Origin of the sequence: Pseudomonas sp. efr-133-TYG-103a (genome assembly GCF_030209235.1) — a bacterium.
In the GTDB taxonomy this organism is placed as follows: domain Bacteria; phylum Pseudomonadota; class Gammaproteobacteria; order Pseudomonadales; family Pseudomonadaceae; genus Aquipseudomonas.
On record NZ_JARVSK010000025.1, the window covers coordinates 71,905 to 87,040 of the forward strand.

Annotated in this window: 14 protein-coding genes; 2 read left to right on the forward strand and 12 right to left on the reverse strand. The window is 61.9% G+C overall.

Features of this window, described 5'->3' with window-relative positions:
* Positions 1-22: 22 nt before the first annotated feature.
* From QRN36_RS20095 to QRN36_RS20120, 6 genes are all read right to left on the reverse strand, one after another.
* A complete protein-coding gene (locus tag QRN36_RS20095) occupies positions 23-1,018 on the reverse strand; it encodes a TRAP transporter substrate-binding protein (RefSeq protein ID WP_285425679.1) in 996 nt (331 codons plus the stop codon).
* A 266-nt stretch (positions 1,019-1,284) separates the two neighbouring features.
* Positions 1,285-2,109 (reverse strand): CoA ester lyase, encoded by an 825-nt coding sequence (locus tag QRN36_RS20100; protein WP_285425680.1) that lies wholly within the window; start codon positions 2,107-2,109, stop codon positions 1,285-1,287.
* Between the two features lie 150 nt (positions 2,110-2,259).
* Positions 2,260-3,459, reverse strand: coding sequence for a CaiB/BaiF CoA-transferase family protein (locus tag QRN36_RS20105; protein WP_285425681.1), 1,200 nt, complete (start codon positions 3,457-3,459; stop codon positions 2,260-2,262).
* Positions 3,460-3,600: 141 nt separating this feature from the next.
* The gene (locus tag QRN36_RS20110; RefSeq protein ID WP_285425682.1) at positions 3,601-4,950 is read right to left on the reverse strand and encodes an MmgE/PrpD family protein; all 1,350 of its coding nucleotides are present in this window, start codon (positions 4,948-4,950) and stop codon (positions 3,601-3,603) included.
* A 10-nt stretch (positions 4,951-4,960) separates the two neighbouring features.
* Positions 4,961-6,124 carry an acyl-CoA dehydrogenase family protein gene (locus tag QRN36_RS20115; RefSeq protein ID WP_285425808.1) on the reverse strand — a complete coding sequence of 388 codons (1,164 nt, stop codon included), beginning with the start codon at positions 6,122-6,124 and terminating at the stop codon, positions 4,961-4,963.
* A 66-nt stretch (positions 6,125-6,190) separates the two neighbouring features.
* The gene (locus tag QRN36_RS20120; protein ID WP_285425683.1) at positions 6,191-7,030 is read right to left on the reverse strand and encodes a MaoC family dehydratase N-terminal domain-containing protein; all 840 of its coding nucleotides are present in this window, start codon (positions 7,028-7,030) and stop codon (positions 6,191-6,193) included.
* A 127-nt stretch (positions 7,031-7,157) separates the two neighbouring features.
* Here QRN36_RS20120 and QRN36_RS20125 point away from each other — a divergent pair, with 127 nt between their 5' ends.
* Positions 7,158-8,042, forward strand: a complete 885-nt coding sequence (locus QRN36_RS20125) for a LysR family transcriptional regulator (protein WP_093467298.1) — start codon at positions 7,158-7,160, stop codon at positions 8,040-8,042.
* 60 nt (positions 8,043-8,102) lie between these two features.
* Here QRN36_RS20125 and QRN36_RS20130 read toward each other — a convergent pair whose 3' ends face one another.
* The 4 genes from QRN36_RS20130 to deoC form a co-directional block, all read right to left on the reverse strand.
* On the reverse strand, positions 8,103-8,483 hold the full coding sequence (locus QRN36_RS20130; protein WP_285425684.1) for a cupin domain-containing protein: 381 nt from the start codon (positions 8,481-8,483) through the stop codon (positions 8,103-8,105).
* Positions 8,484-8,790: 307 nt separating this feature from the next.
* Positions 8,791-9,654: an AraC family ligand binding domain-containing protein gene (locus QRN36_RS20135; RefSeq protein WP_373568776.1), complete on the reverse strand. Its 864-nt coding sequence runs from the start codon at positions 9,652-9,654 to the stop codon at positions 8,791-8,793.
* 119 nt (positions 9,655-9,773) lie between these two features.
* Positions 9,774-10,727, reverse strand: coding sequence for an alpha/beta hydrolase (locus tag QRN36_RS20140; protein WP_285425685.1), 954 nt, complete (start codon positions 10,725-10,727; stop codon positions 9,774-9,776).
* Between the two features lie 226 nt (positions 10,728-10,953).
* Positions 10,954-11,634 carry a deoxyribose-phosphate aldolase gene (gene deoC, locus QRN36_RS20145; RefSeq protein ID WP_285425686.1) on the reverse strand — a complete coding sequence of 227 codons (681 nt, stop codon included), beginning with the start codon at positions 11,632-11,634 and terminating at the stop codon, positions 10,954-10,956.
* Positions 11,635-11,726: 92 nt separating this feature from the next.
* Between deoC and deoR the strand changes: the two genes are divergently transcribed.
* Positions 11,727-12,533, forward strand: coding sequence for a DNA-binding transcriptional repressor DeoR (gene deoR, locus QRN36_RS20150; RefSeq protein WP_306470493.1), 807 nt, complete (start codon positions 11,727-11,729; stop codon positions 12,531-12,533).
* A 171-nt stretch (positions 12,534-12,704) separates the two neighbouring features.
* On the opposite strand, the gene QRN36_RS20155 is transcribed toward deoR, so the two are convergent.
* Both QRN36_RS20155 and fucP read right to left on the reverse strand, forming a co-directional pair.
* Positions 12,705-13,790, reverse strand: a complete 1,086-nt coding sequence (locus tag QRN36_RS20155) for an aldose 1-epimerase family protein (RefSeq protein ID WP_285425688.1) — start codon at positions 13,788-13,790, stop codon at positions 12,705-12,707.
* Positions 13,787-15,118 (reverse strand): L-fucose:H+ symporter permease, encoded by a 1,332-nt coding sequence (fucP, locus tag QRN36_RS20160; RefSeq protein ID WP_285425689.1) that lies wholly within the window; start codon positions 15,116-15,118, stop codon positions 13,787-13,789. Before fucP ends, QRN36_RS20155 begins: the two co-directional genes overlap by 4 nt.
* Positions 15,119-15,136 lie beyond the last annotated feature (18 nt).

Genomic DNA, 15,136 nt, shown 5'->3' on the forward strand with positions numbered 1-15,136 from the left:
ATGGATCAAAGCGCTCGAGGGCTCAAGGCGCCTTGTTCGAGTCGTCCGCAGCCTTGATCAGGTCCGGGCCGATCTCCTCGGAGAACTTGTCCCAGACCGGCTTCATGACTTCACGCCATTTGGCGCGTTGCTCGGGGGTGAGCGTGACGATCTCGCTGGTCTTGGAGTCGATGATCTTCTGCTTGGCCGTCTGGTTCAGCGCTTCGGCCTGCTTGTTCACCTCAACCGTCACCTGATCCATGATCTTCTGCAGCTCGTCACGCACGTCAGGCTGCAGGCCGTTCCAGAACTTGGAATTGGTGATGACCATGTAGTCGATCAGACCGTGGTTGGATTCGGTGAAGAACGGCTGGACTTCGTTGACCTTCTGGCTTTCGTAGTTCGACCAGGTGTTCTCGGTACCGTTGACGGTCCCCGTCTGCAGGCCTTGGTAGACCTCGGCGAAGCTCATTTTGCGCGGGTTGGCGTGCAGCGCGACGAACTGCGCTTCCAGCACGCTGGAGGCCTGGACGCGGAATTTCAGGCCGCGTGCATCTTTGGGCTCGACCATCTTCTTGTTCGCCGACAACTGCTTCAGGCCGTTGTGCCAGTACGCCAGACCGTGAATGCCCTTGTCATCCATTGCGGTCAGCAGCGCCTTGCCTTGCGGCCCTTGCTGGAAACGGTCGACGGCAGCCAGGTCGTTGAACAGGAACGGCAGGTCGAAAATCTGCACCTTTTTAGTGTATTGCTCGAACTTGGCGAGGGACGGCGCAAGCATCTGCACGTCGCCTAACAGCAAGGCTTCCATTTCCTTGCCGTCACCGAACAGCGAGGAGTTGGGGTACACCTCGACCTTGACCTTGTCTTTCAAGGCCGGATCGGCGGCAACGAGTTTCTGGAACATCAAGGCGCCCTGGCCTTTTGGCGTGTTTTCCGCCACGACGTGAGCGAACTTGATGACGATTGGATCAGCGTAGGCCATGCCGGCCACGGACACTGCGGCGGCGCAGAAGAGCGCCTTGGTCAGCTTCAACATCGATATCACCTTCTTATTGTTGTAGGAGCTTATTTTTGTAGGAGCAGTCGGTAGAGCTTGAGCGTAGCGCCAACTTACGATGCCCAACGCGGTGTGTTTGTAGAATCAGCTTTTATGTAAGCCAGCGTTCGGCAAAGCTGAACGCCAGCCAATCAGCATGATTTTCCAGCACCCGCGAGCCAGACAGCGCGTGTCGAGAAAATTAGCAGGCTAATGAAAAAGTGCCACTATTGCCTGCACCGGCGTTCAGCCTGTGCGTCCTTATCTCACGCCCGAACCAGTGCCAACAACCGCTGCGCCCGCAACAGCACGGGTGCGTCGATCATCTGTCCGTCCAGTTGAAAGGCCCCGGCGCCGTTGGCTGCTTTGCTGGCATCCACCACTTTCTGTGCCCAATTCAAATCGTCGGCGCTGGGCGCCAATGCGCCATGAATCACCGGGATCTGCGCGGGATGGATGCACAGCGCGCCGCCGTAGCCCATGTCGCTGGCGTGCCGGATACTCCGGTGCAGCCCGTCCGGGTCGTTGATCGCAGGATGCACGCCGTCCAGCGGCGGCAGCAGGTCGGCGCCGCGCGAGTGCAGCTGCACCGACATGCGCGCCTGATCGAGGAACATCCGGGCGGCCGCCGTGCCTGTGTTGAGGTTCAGGTCCAGCGCCAGATCGAGGCCGCCGAAGGACAGGCGCTCTACCCCCTCGGCCCGGGCGATCTGCTCCAGCGCCAGCAAGCCTTTTGCGCTTTCGATGATCGGCCAGACCGGCTTGCCGGTTTTCCGGACCGCCGCCACCTGCGCAGCGCTCTCGACCTTGGGCAGCAGCACGCCGACGACGCCCGCCTGTTGCGTGCAGAACGCAAGATCGGCAGCGTGTTCCGCGTGATCCGGGGCGTTGACCCGCACCAGCACCGAGGCGTGTGGATGCGCCTTGAGGAACGCGGCGAGATGATCGCGGGCCTGGCGTTTGAGCGGCTCTTCGACCGCGTCTTCAAAATCGACGATTACCGCATCGGCGCCAGCGGCGAGCGCCTTGGCAAAACGCTCGGGCCGACTGCCGGGCACGAACAGCGCAGAGCGAACGATGGATGGGGGCATGGGCAAAATTCCTGATCGATAAGCAGTGACTGAGCAGCGCCGCCTCACTTGCAGGCGCGTGGTTCGTCCCATGAGCTGCCGCTGCGCGACAGATCGCGGGACAAGGTGGAGCGCCACCCCGGCAGCGCCTGCGGTGAATGTGCGAGTCGGCTAGACCACCCCGGCCGCAGTCATCCGCGCCTGTTCCTCGGCGCTGAAACCCAGCTCGTCCAGAATGCTGCCCGTGTGCTGGCCCAACCCCGGCACGCCATCCATGCGCGGGGTGAACGCCGCGTTGCGACCCGGTGGCAGCAATGACGGCAGCGGCCCGGACGGGCTGTCCACTTCGCGCCAGCTGTCTCGCGCCTTGAGCTGCGGATGCTCCCAGACGCCATGCATGTCGTTGACCCGGGCATTGGCGATCTGCGCGTCTTCCAGGCGCGCCACCACTTCATCGACGCTCAGCGCGGCGAACCCCTCGACGATGATCTGACGCAGCACGTCGCGGTTTTCCGAGCGCTTGAAGTTTGCCGAGAATCGCTCGTCGGTCGCCAGCGCCTTGTCCAGCAGCACTTTCTCGCAGAACAACGCCCACTCTCGCTCGTTCTGCAGTCCGAGCATGATGGTGCCGCCACCGCCCGTCGGGAATGGCCCATACGGGTAGATCGTCGAGTGCGACGCCCCCGCGCGCGGCGGTTGCGGTGCGCCGTTGTAGGCGTAATACATCGGATAGCCCATCCACTCCACCAGGCTTTCGAGCATGCTCACGTCGATGCGACTGCCTTCGCCGGTCTTATCCCGCAGCAACAACGCCGAGAGGATGCCGGTGTACGCGTACATGCCCGCAGCGATGTCGGCGATGGAGCAACCGGCCTTCGCCATTTCGTTTTCGCCGGGACCGCCGGTCACTGACAGGAAGCCGCCCTCGCTTTGAATCAGCAAGTCATAGGCTTTCTTCTTTTCGTACGGGCCGCCTTCGCCATAGCCGGAAATGTCACACACGATCAGCCGCGGGAACCGTTCATGCAGCGCCTCGAAAGACAGGCCCATGCGCGCTGCGGCACCGGGCGCGAGGTTTTGCACCAGCACGTCGACCTGACCCAGCAGCGATTCGAGGATGTCACCGGCTTCGTCCTGCTTCAGGTCCAGCGTCAGGCTCTCCTTGGAGCGGTTGGTCCAGACGAAATGCGACGCCAGACCGTCGACGCGCTGGTCGTAACCACGTGCGAAATCGCCAACGCCAGGGCGCTCGACCTTGATCACGCGGGCGCCGAGATCGGCCAGCTGACGCGTGCAGAACGGCGCCGCGATGGCGTGCTCCAGGCTGATCACGGTGATGCCGTCCAGCGGACGGGGATTGTGTTGAGTCATGTTCATTAACCTCTTGCACAGTCTGATCGTTCCCACGCGCTGCGTGGGCTGCATCCCGTGACGCTCTGCGTCACTGCCTTAGACGCGGAGCGTCCGGGGCGGCGTTACCACGCAGAGCGTGGGAACGATCAGGCCAATGTCTTAAATCAAATCCGCCAGATCCCGCGCATCGCGCAGGTGCCAGATGCGTTCTATCAAGGCCTTGCCCTGCTCCGCCGTGCGGGCGCCGGAGAACGCCAGCAGGCGCTGCACCTTGTCTTCCAGCTCGGGGCGCGACAGAGTGTTGCCCGGGTCGCCCTTCGGCTCGTCGATCGCAGCGGTCAGGGTGCGGCCGTCGGTGGTGGTCACGATCACCCGACCCAACCAGCGCGCCGGGTAGGCACCGTCGACCTCGGGGTCCAGTTCCATCGTGACCTTTTCGCGGAACGCGGCTACGTCCGTATCGGTCAGCGCCCGATCGCGGAATTCGATCAACTGCGCGCTGCCGTGCACGGCGATCAGGCCCAACACGGCGCCCATCGAGAACTTGGCCTGATGCACCGTCTGCGGCACGTCGACCCGACCCAGCACATCGATCGCCCCCTGATGAACCCGCGTGACCACTTTGGCAATCTGGTCGTGGCGCAGGCCTTCGCGTTGCATCAGGTGCAACAACGCATCGGCAGCCGGATGGGTGTGGCGGCACGAGGCGTGGAACTTGAACGAGGTCTCGACCAACGCCCAGCGCGAACCCAGGCGATCGGACAACTTTGCAGGATCACTGTCGCTCGACATCCCGGCCGCCATACCCTGATCGCCCTCCAGAATATTGCGCGCACCGGTCAGACCGTCTGCGGTCATGTACGCGGCGAGCAGGCCATCGGCAGCGGCTTTGGCGGTGTGCAGCTGTTTGGAGTCAGCGGCGTCGCGCAGGAACTCCCAAAGACCCGCAGCCTGAGTGCCGGCGCTGCCAAAAAGGTTGACGAACTGCTCCTGGCTGAAGTTCAGCAGCTTGCCCACCGCAACGGCGGCGGCAAGCGTGCCCACCGTGGCCGTGGTGTGGAAGATGCGGTAGTGCGAGCGGCCCATGAACTCGCCGATACGAATGCCGGCCTCATACCCTGCCACCGACGCCAGCAACAGGTCCTGCCCCGACTTGCGCAAATCCTGCGCCGCCGCCAGCGCGGCAGAAAACACCACGGTCGCCGGGTGCAGCACCGAACTGTTGTGCAGGTCATCCTGCTCGACCAGGTGCGAGGAAGCGCCGTTGACCAGTGCAGCGAAATACGCCGACGTACTGCGGCCGTTGACCAGGATCCTGGAGGCGCCCTCGGCCGGGCCCATGCGCTCGGCATAACGCTCGAACAGCGGAATCGGTCGGGCGCCCTGGCTGGCCAGTGCCGAGCCGATCCAGTCCAGAAACAGGTCTTCGGTGCGGTCGAGCACGTGGCCCGGGATCTGCTCGTATGTCAGCTCGGCGAGAAAGCCCGCCAATGCCTGGGTATGACTCATCGGGATGTCCTCAGAAGCTGCGTGGCAGTTCGAGCAGATGCTCGGCGACGTAGGAAAGAATCAGGTTGGTGGAGATCGGCGCGACCTGGTACAGACGCGTCTCGCGGAATTTGCGCTCGACGTCGTATTCGCAGGCGAAGCCGAAGCCGCCATGAGTCTGCAGGCATGCATTCGCGGCTTCCCAGGAAGCCTTGGCGGCCAGGTACTTGGCCATGTTGGCCGCGGCGCCGGCATTTTTGCCGCTGTCGTATTCCTCGCAGGCACGCCAGCGCATCAGGTCCGCAGCCTCGATCTCGATGTGCGCCTCGGCAATCGGGAATTGCACGCCCTGGTTCTGCCCGATCGGACGTCCGAATACCACGCGGTCGCGGGCATACGCAGCCGACTTCTCGGTGAACCAGCGGCCGTCGCCGATGCACTCGGCAGCGATCAGCGTGCGCTCGGCGTTGAGCCCGTCGAGGATGTATTTGAAACCCTTGCCCTCCTCGCCGATCAGGCTGTCGGCGGGCAATTCGAGGTTGTCGAAAAACAGCTCGTTGGTTTCATGGTTGACCATGTTGGCGATCGGCTGAACGGTGAGGCCCTTGCCGATGGCTTCGCGCAGGTCGACGAGGAAGATCGACATGCCCTCGGACTTTTTCTTCACGTCGGCCAATGGCGTCGTGCGCGCCAGCAGAATCATCAGGTCCGAATGCTGGATGCGCGAGATCCAGACCTTCTGCCCGTTGATGACGTACTTGTCGCCCTGCTTCACGGCGGTGGTCTTGATCTTGGTGGTGTCGGTGCCCGTGGTCGGTTCGGTCACGCCCATCGATTGCAGGCGCAGTTCGCCGCTGGCCAGCTTGGGCAGGTAGTAGCTTTTCTGCGCTTCGCTGCCGTGGCGCAGCAACGTGAACATGTTGTACATCTGGCCGTGCACGGTGCCGGAGTTGCCACCGCAGGCATTCACCTCTTCGAGAATCACCGACGCCTCGGCCAGGCCCAGACCGGAGCCGCCGTATTGTTCCGGAATCATCGCCGACAGCCAGCCGGCCTCGGTCAGCGCCTTGACGAAGGCTTCCGGGAAGCCTTTCTCTTCATCGATCTTGCGCCAGTATTCGGCCGGGAATTCGGCACACAGCGCGCGCACGCCTTCGCGGATGGCATTGAGGTCTTCGTTTTCGTATGGATTCATCATGTCTGCTCGCAACCAGCGGCTCGGCGGCGATGCCCCGGCCTGGCTATATAAAAGAAGAAGGCGTCAGTCGAAGCTGACTTCAGCGCTCTGCGCCACGCCGGCATCGTTGCCCGCCCACAGCTGCGCCTTGCCCGGCTCGACAATCCGGCCACCGACCCGGAACGGCGTCGGCACGTTCAGCGGACGCACGCCGCGATAGGCGAAGTGCCGCACGCGTTTCTCGGGATGGGCGCGCATGAATGCACGCAGGTTGAGGGTGGCGATCATCGGACCGTGCACCACCAGGCCCGGGTAGCCTTCGGTTTCGGTGACGTAGGGATAGTCGTAGTGAATGCGATGGCCGTTGAACGTCACGGCCGAGTAGCGGAACAGCAACGTCGGGGTCGGCTCGACGGTTTCGCTCCAGTCGCCCGGCGCAGGCGCTTCGCCGCTGCTGAGCTTGGGCGGATTGGGCTCGCGGTAGACGATGTCCTGCTCTTCACGTACGCACAGCTGGCCATTCTGGGAATAGTCGTGACGCAGCGTGACGAACAGCAGCGCACCGGTGCGTCCGTGTTTTTCTTCGATGTGCACAATGGTTGACAGGCGATGGGCGTCAGCACCCACTTTCAGGGGCTGGATGAACTCCACTCGACCGCCCGCCCACATCCGGTTGCGGTTGTCGGCGGGAGGCAAAAAACCGCCACGAGCTGGATGGCCGTCGGCGCCCAGTTGCGATTCGAACACCGGTTCCTGAAAAAAACACCACTGCCACAAGGCTGGCAACGGGTCGCCATTGGCCGGCGTGGGCTCGCCGAAGGTGGCCGCAATGCGCTTGATCAGGGTATGGCTCAGGTGGTCGTGAGCCTCTTCGGTTCGTCCTGTCCAGGCACTGAAATCCACTGGCGAATCTGAAGCACTCATTGGCGAGAACCCTCTGCGTTTGTTGTTATGTGCAGATCATGGGATTGGCTCGGCATTCTGTGAATTTGCATTTGCGTAACCCGGCGTTCATGTATGCTGAACGCTCTTGCAACGTCCGGACACAACCATGCACTTCGACCTGGCTGACTTGCGCCTCTTCATTCATATCGGTGAATCGCCGAGCCTGACTCAGGGCGCCCGCCGCGCCTTTCTTTCTCCGGCTGCCGCCAGCGCGCGGATCAAGGCCCTCGAAAGCCAGCTCGACACCCGGTTGCTGTACCGCGACAGCCGCGGCGTCGAGCTGACCCCGGCCGGTCAGCGCCTGCTCAAACATGCGCGCCTGATCATGAGCCAGGTGGATTACCTGAAGAGCGAATTCACCAGCTACGGGACCGATTCGGCCGGGCACATCCGCATTTTCGCCAACACCACCGCAGTCACCGAATTCCTGCCTGAAGTGCTGGCGGGCTTTCTGGCGCAGCGGCCGGGCGTGACGGTCGACCTGCAAGAGCGCCTGTCGCGGGACATCGTGCGCGGCGTACTGGATGGCAGCACCGACATGGGCATCATCGCCGGGCCTGTCGAGGCGGCCGGATTGCAGGTGATCCACTTCAGCACCGACCGGCTGGTACTGACAGTCCCGGAAGGTCACGAACTGGCCATGCAGAAGAAGGTCACGCTCAAGCAGACCCTGGCGTTTCAGCACATCGGTCTGCACGAGGGCAGCACGCTGCTCAGCTTCCTGCGCGATCACGTCGAGCGGCTCGGGCAACATCTGTCGCTGCGGATTCAGGTGTCGAGCTTCGAGGCGATCTGCCGGATGGTCGAGGCCGGCGTCGGCATCGGCATCATTCCCGAATCGGCCGCAGTGCGACACAGCCGGACGATGAAACTCAAAACCATCGAGCTGGACGAACCGTGGGCGGTGCGAGAGCGCAGCATTCTGGTGAGGGAACTCGACGCCCTGCCCGGTGTGGTCAGGGCGTTGATTGCGGTGTTGATGCCTGGCTAGAGAAACCTGCGGTCCGTGCTGCCGTCCGAGGCTGCCCGCGCGGCGGTCCGCCTCAACGGCTCAGATCCAGACATCATTCTGCGCAGTGCGCTCATTGGTGTCGTCGCCGGTGTTGATCACCCCGCTGGGCTCGATGAGCATCAGCTTCACTTCCTGTGCGGCGAAGGGCTTGTGCTCCACGCCCTTGGGCACGACGTACAGCTCGCCTGCGTTGAGCTCGACGAAGCCGTCGCGAAAATCGATGCGCAGGCAGCCCTCGAGCACGATGAACGTTTCGTCGGTGTCGGCATGGCTGTGCCATAGAAAATCCCCTTCCAGTCGAGCCAGCTTGAACTGGTAGTCGTTCATCTGCGCGACGACCTTGGGCTGCCATTGTTCGGTGAAGAGGCTGTATTTGTGGGCAAAATTGACGGGGAAGTGCGTGGGCTGAGAGGTGGACATCGAGGTGGCTCCGCAAGGTTTCGGGAAGCCGGCACGTTAGGGCAGCACGTGCCTGCGGGTCTTGTACGTTATTGCACGATGGCCCGGCTGCACGCGTTTTTTCGTAGGACCGGCTTCAGCCGGGAACAGGCACTTGTGTACACATCAGCTTTTGCGGCGTAACGCCTGACGCGTTCCTGGCTAAAGCCAGTCCTACTGGGTGGTGCGACGGATCCGTAGGACCGGCTTCAACCGGGAACAGGCCCTTGTGCACGTCATCATTTTTGCGGCCCGACACCTGACGCTTTCCTGGTTCAAGCCGGTTCCTCTAGGTCACGCGGTGTGCAGGGATTGATTGGCGAACCCCCAACATTTTCAGCCAGCGCCCCGGCGGGTAACCGAAGGTCTTCACGAAGTGTCGGGTCATGTGGCTCTGATCGGAGAAACCGGCCATGACAGAAGCGTCGGTCAGCGACACGCCAAGGGAGATCGAATGGCGCACCAGATCCAGACGCCTGAGGGTGAGGTACCGATGCGGACTGGTGCCGAACAAGGCACGAAAGTCCCGCGACAGGCGCCAACGGTCGGTATCGCTGGCCTGCTCCAGTTCATCCAGACTCACGCCCTGCTCCAGGCTGGCCATCAGCAATTCCCGTGCGCGTTCGGCGCTGACGTAATCGACCCGCTGCCGCCCTTTGCGCACGCCGGCGGCGTCCTGCAGCGCCACGGCGATGTCGAAGACTGCGTCGTCCAGCTCAAGCGGATCGAGCGGGTTCTGCAAATCTTGCAGCAACGCCTGGGTCGCCTTGAACAAACGAGGATCGCCCGACACACCGCCCTTGATGAATGGCAGCGGCTTGCCCCCGAGCACCTGCTGAATCATCGCCGGTTCAAGGTAGAACATCCGATAGCGAAACCCGTCCTCGGTACCCGCATGTCCATCGTGGGGCTCATCGGGATGCAGGACCATGGTCTGCCCCGGCAGGTTGTTGACCATCTCCTTGCCGTAGCGAAAACTTTGCACGCCCGACAACGTGTGGCCGATGGCGTAGGTGTCGTGCCGGTGCATCTCGAAGCCATGACCATGGAAGTACGCTTCGATCCGCTCCATCTGCGGCAACGGCGCGGCGCGCATGACCCAATCGCGATCGGAATGGGTCAGGTGGGCTTCTCCGTTTGAGTACTTGTCCATGGTCGAAAGCTCGTCAGCGAAGGTGGGCGGGCGCACACAGATACCATCTGAACACGCCGTTGTGAATGCTCGTCCGCCGGCCGTTTACCGGGAAGCGGCGTTGAACCTTGCGCCTGCGTTCAACCCGGCTGTTTGACCGCGTCGGCAGTCGCATTCGCAGCATGCACCGCTGGCGCCTGCTCCTTGAGCAACGCCTGAATCGCCTGGCTGTAAGCCTGTCGGCCAATGTTCATGCTGTTGTTGTGGTTGCCGCCGGGCACCATCAGCAGGTTCTTCGGCTCTTGCGCGGCCTGAAACAATTCCTGGCTGAATCGCGGCGCGACGAACTGGTCAGCCGTGCCGTGGACGATCAGCACAGGCATGTGAATGTCGGCGATCTTGTCGATGGAGTCGAATTTCTGCGACACCAGCCAGCGCACCGGCAGCGATGTACGGGTGCTGGCGACGGACGATGCAACGTCGGCAAGGTTGGTGAACGTGGATTCGATGATCAGGCCACGGGCCTGGATCGGCTCGTCGCCCTTCTGTGCGTCACGACCCAACTCGGCGGCGAGGTCGACCGCCACCGCGCCGCCCAGAGAATGGCCATAGATCAGGCGCTTTTGCGGGTCGGGTTGAAGCTGTTTCAGACGTTCCCAGGCGATCCGGGCGTCTTCGTACACCGAAGCTTCCGACGGCAATTGGCCCTTGCTCTGACCGAAGCCGCGATAGTCGATCGCCAACACCGAAAACCCCAGCGCATGCAGTTGTTCGATGCGAAAGAACTGCCCGGTCAGGTTCCAGCGCGAGCCATGCAGGTACAACACGGCAGGCGCGTCCTTCTTGTCCGCCAGCCACCACCATGCGTGGATATTCTGCGAAACACCGAACGACGGCGCCTTGAGCTCCAGCTCCTGCACATCTGCCGGAATGCCGTGATACCAACTCGCCGTCCCCGGCTCGATCATGAACACCAGCTCACGCTCTTTGTGCTGCAGTGCCGAACAACCGACCGGAACGCCGACCACGATCAGCACCATGCACAGCCAGAAAAACCAGCGAGCCTTGAATTGCGCGAGGGAGAGTTGCGGCATGGGCGTGTCCGGGCTGAAATGAATACCCCGGCAGTTTGCCATTCATTGCCCGCACAGGTCAGTGCCGTTTGCCGGAAGGGATGCGTGCAGCCTCCTGTAGAAGCGAACTTATTCGCGAGAGGCAAGGCCAGCCGACACGCCTCCTCTTGCCTGCCCCATTTATCGCGAATGAATTCATTCCTGCAGTGAGAATTGTGAAACCCCGATCGAGCTTCGGCAGATCTGATCAGTAATCCGAACCCGATGCCGGGGCGCCGCTGACGATGGCGATACCGGAACTGGTGCCGAGGCGCGTTGCTCCTGCTTCGATCATCGCGACGGCCGTGGCGTAATCGCGCACGCCGCCGGAGGCTTTCACGCCCACACCGGCTCCGACCACCTTGCGCATCAACGCGACGTCTTCCAGTGTGGCGCCGCTGCGGCTGAAGCCGGTGGAGGTCTTGACGAACGCCACGTCGAGTTCGCGGCAGATTTCGCAGGCGCGGGTTTTCTGCCCGTCATCGAGCAGGCATGTTTCCAGAATCACCTTCAGCGGCACCTCACCACAGGCCTTCTTCACGGCCGCAATGTCGTCATGCACGGCGTCGAACAGACCGTCCTTCAACGCGCCGATGTTGAGCACCATGTCGATCTCGCCAGCGCCGGCGGCAATCGCCTGCTGCGCCTCGAATGCCTTGGTGTCACTCAGGCCGGCGCCCAGCGGGAAGCCGACGACGGCACACACTTTGACCGGTTGCCCGCTCAGCAGCGAAGCGGCATACGGCACGTAGCCCGAGTTGACGCACACCGAATAGAATCCGTGCTCTTGCGCTTCACGGCACAATGTTGCGATCTGCTCGCGCGTCGCGTCAGCGGCCAGCAACGTATGGTCTATATACTGCGCAAGTGCTGCGGGTTCGATCTTCATGACGGGTCATTCCTGATAGAGAATCTGAGACGGGCGACGGGCATGGGAACACATGCCTTTGCACATCGCTTATGTTGTATATATAACAGTAAATGTTACTTTTTTACCACATTCAATTGACAGCCGGAACGCCCGTGGACAGTAAAAAATTCGACCGCATCAAGTTGATCCAGCAGGCCCTGCAAGACCAGAAGGCCATTCACCTGCGCGAAATGGCGGCCTTGCTGGACGTCTCGGAGATGACCCTGCGTCGCGATCTGGGCCGTCATCCCGAAAAATTTCATTTGCTCGGCGGCCACATCACGCTGGCGTTCGACCCGTCCGAGGCCAGTGATTACAAAGTCACCGAGCAAGGCACCCGCCATGTCGAAGAAAAGCGTCGCATCGGCAAGCTGGCCGCCGCGTTCATCAAGCCGGGCGACACAGTGTTTTTCGATTGCGGGACGACGATTCCATTTGTCATCGACTTCATTCCCGAAGCGCTCGAATTCACCGCGGTGTGCAACTCGCTCAATGTCCTGCTCAAGCTGCAACAGAAACCCAACTGTAGCATCGTGCTTTGCGGTGGAACCTTTCATCGCAAGAACCAGGTATTCGAGCACCACAGCGAGGCCACCATTCTGGACGGGATCCGTCTGACGTGGGCGTTCGTTTCCGCCGCCGGCGTCAGTGACGAATTTGGCGTCACGTGTTTCAACTTCAACGAGGTCGAGGTGAAACAGAAGGTGCTGCGCCAGGCTCGGCACTGCATGCTGCTGGCCGACCACTCCAAGTTCGACGCCGTGCGCACTGCGCATTTCGCGACGCTGGACAACTTCCATGTGGTGGTGACCGACAAAAAACTGCCCAAACCGTATCGCGATCTGATTCAGGGATACGGCGCGCAATTGGTGATGTGATCGCGCCGCCGATTTCCGGACATCCGCAAAACCCGTAGGAGCGAGCTTGCTCGCGAGGCTGCATTTCGGCCGCTGAATCTTCGTCGGCGATACTGGCCTCTTCCGGGCTAAAGCCGGTCCTACAGACGCTGCAAGCTCTTCGTAGGACCGGCTTTAGCCGGGAAGGCGTCCTCAGCGTTTCAAACCACCCTCGATCCGTTGCACTTCCCCGGCGGCCAGATACCCTGTTCTTACGCTGAACGACGCACTTTCCCCCGCTGCGAGCAGCCTGACGTTACCCTTGGCTTTCTCGGCCAGGTACCCTTCCGGCTCGCAGGTCGCGGGCAGGATGAAGGCGGCGACCTGCTGATCGGCGTTGTGCAGGATCCAGCGTGCGGCATGGTTGAACTGGTCCGGCTGGTAGCGGGTGTAGAACGCCGGCCCGTCAGCGTGCTTGAGCAGGAAATGCGCGTCGCCCTTCGCATCCGCCTTCACGCCGTCGAAGAAGCAGACGATCTCGGGGTCGTACAACCCAGGCGTGTCCAGCGTTTGCAGACGTGAAGGGTCTTCGCTCAGTTCGGCCATGTAGGCTGACCACGCCGGCGTCGGCCTCACGTGGGCGGGCACGCTGCTGCGCACCCGCGTACGCTCAACTCCCAGAGGTTCGACGAAACGTCCACCCTCGACGTAGGCATAACTCATGTGCGCCATGTACATGAGCTCCATCGGCTTGCCGGCCAGGTTGCGCACGTCCATGCCGATGTCGAGCAGCGCCGAGCCCGCGCGCAGGGTAACGCTGGGCCGCGCGCGATAATGATCGCCGAAGCCCATCACGTACTCGTACTCACCGCCTATCCGCAACACAGCCCCTTCTGCGTCCTCTCCGATCTCGAGCCAGGCGCTGTCCATCGGCGCGCAAGGCATCTCGCCATGCAACGGATGATCGTCATCGGGCGTCGGACAGCCGTTGCGCAAGAGGCCGCTGTGAAACATGAAACAGCCGTAGGTGCCAATGACCGTCGGACTTGGCCGTGGCTGATCGAACATGTTGCGCATGGTCAGGTCGCAGCCGTCGAACACCGCCGACCAGATCATCTGGCCCTGATAAGGCAGCACCACCACCCGACCGCGATTGTTCTCCAGCGCCAGGGCCTTCACGCCGCTGGGGTAGGTCCAGGCCAGGACGCGAAAATCGGCGGACTCCAGCAGGGTCTTTTCATCCCCGGTGAACAGCTCGGGAAACAGCGGGATCGTCGTGCGCTTGTCGATGGTTGTCATGATGCAGTCACCGCGCCGGCCGGCGCCGTTTCGCGCTGCGGGTCACGCATGCATTTGATGGCGTACGCAACAATGACCACGAAGCACAGCAGCGGCACGCTGTAGGCGATCTGCATGTTGCCGTGAGTGGCGTCGGACAGCAGGCCCTGGAAAATCGGCATCACACCACCGCCGACAATGCTCATGACCAGCAAAGAACCGCCCACACCAGTGTCTTCGCCCAAGCCATCGATGGTCAGGCCGTAGATGGTCGGCCAGCACGGACCGAGGAAAATGCTCACGCCCACCGCCGCATACACCGCACTGATGTTCGGCACCAGAATGGTGTACGCCAGCAGCACGATGGTCAGCACGCCGTAAATGGCCAGCACCTTGGCCGGGTGCAGTTTGCGCATCAGCAGGTTGGCGATCATCTTGCCGACGAAGTAGGCGGCAAAGGTGGTCAGCAGGAACCACGACGCGCTGCGCTCGTTCATCCCGCCCATCTGCATCGCCAGGCGGATGGTGAAACTCCACACGCCCACTTGCGCGCCAACGTAAAGGAACTGCGCCAGCACACCGAAGGTAAAGCGCGGATTGCGCCACAGGCGAGAAAGGCTCTGGCCGATGCTGCTCTTTTTCGCGACGTCTTTGATATTGCCTTTGCAGGCCGGGAATCGAGTGAACGCAATCAGCACGAACATCAGGATCAGCACCGCGATCATCCATTTGTACGGCAGCAACGTGGACTGGATCATGTCCAGTTGCTGAAGCGCAGCCTCGGAGGCGCTCATCTGGGTCAACTGTTCGCGGGTGGCGTCGGTGTCCTTGAACATCACGAAGCTGCCGACATAGACACCGGCCATCGCGCCGAACGGGTGGAAGGTCTGCGAAATGTTCAGCCGACGGGTGCCGGTTTCGCGGGGTCCCATCAGCGTCGAGTAGGTGTTGCAGGCGGTTTCAAGAAACGACAGGCCGGCGGCGATGACGAACAGCGCCATCAGAAACATGCCGTACTTGGCCATGGACGCCGCCGGGAAAAACAGCGAGCAGCCCACCATGTACAGCAACAGGCCGATGAGGATGGTGGTCTTGTAGCTGAAACGTCTGACCACCATGGCCGCCGGAATCGCCACGAAGAAGTAGCCCAGATAAAACGCCGACTGCACGAAGGCCGTCTGGAAATCACTCAGCAGAAACGCTTTCTTGAAGTGGGCGATGAGCACATCGTTCATGCTCGCGGCGGCCGCCCAAAGGGCGAAGCAACAGCACAGCAGCAGGAAGGCAAACCAGGGCGTGCGGTTCAGGTAGAACCCGTCCGGGGATTGTTGGAGCGCAGGCTTTGTCATTGTTGTTCTCCGTGAAGT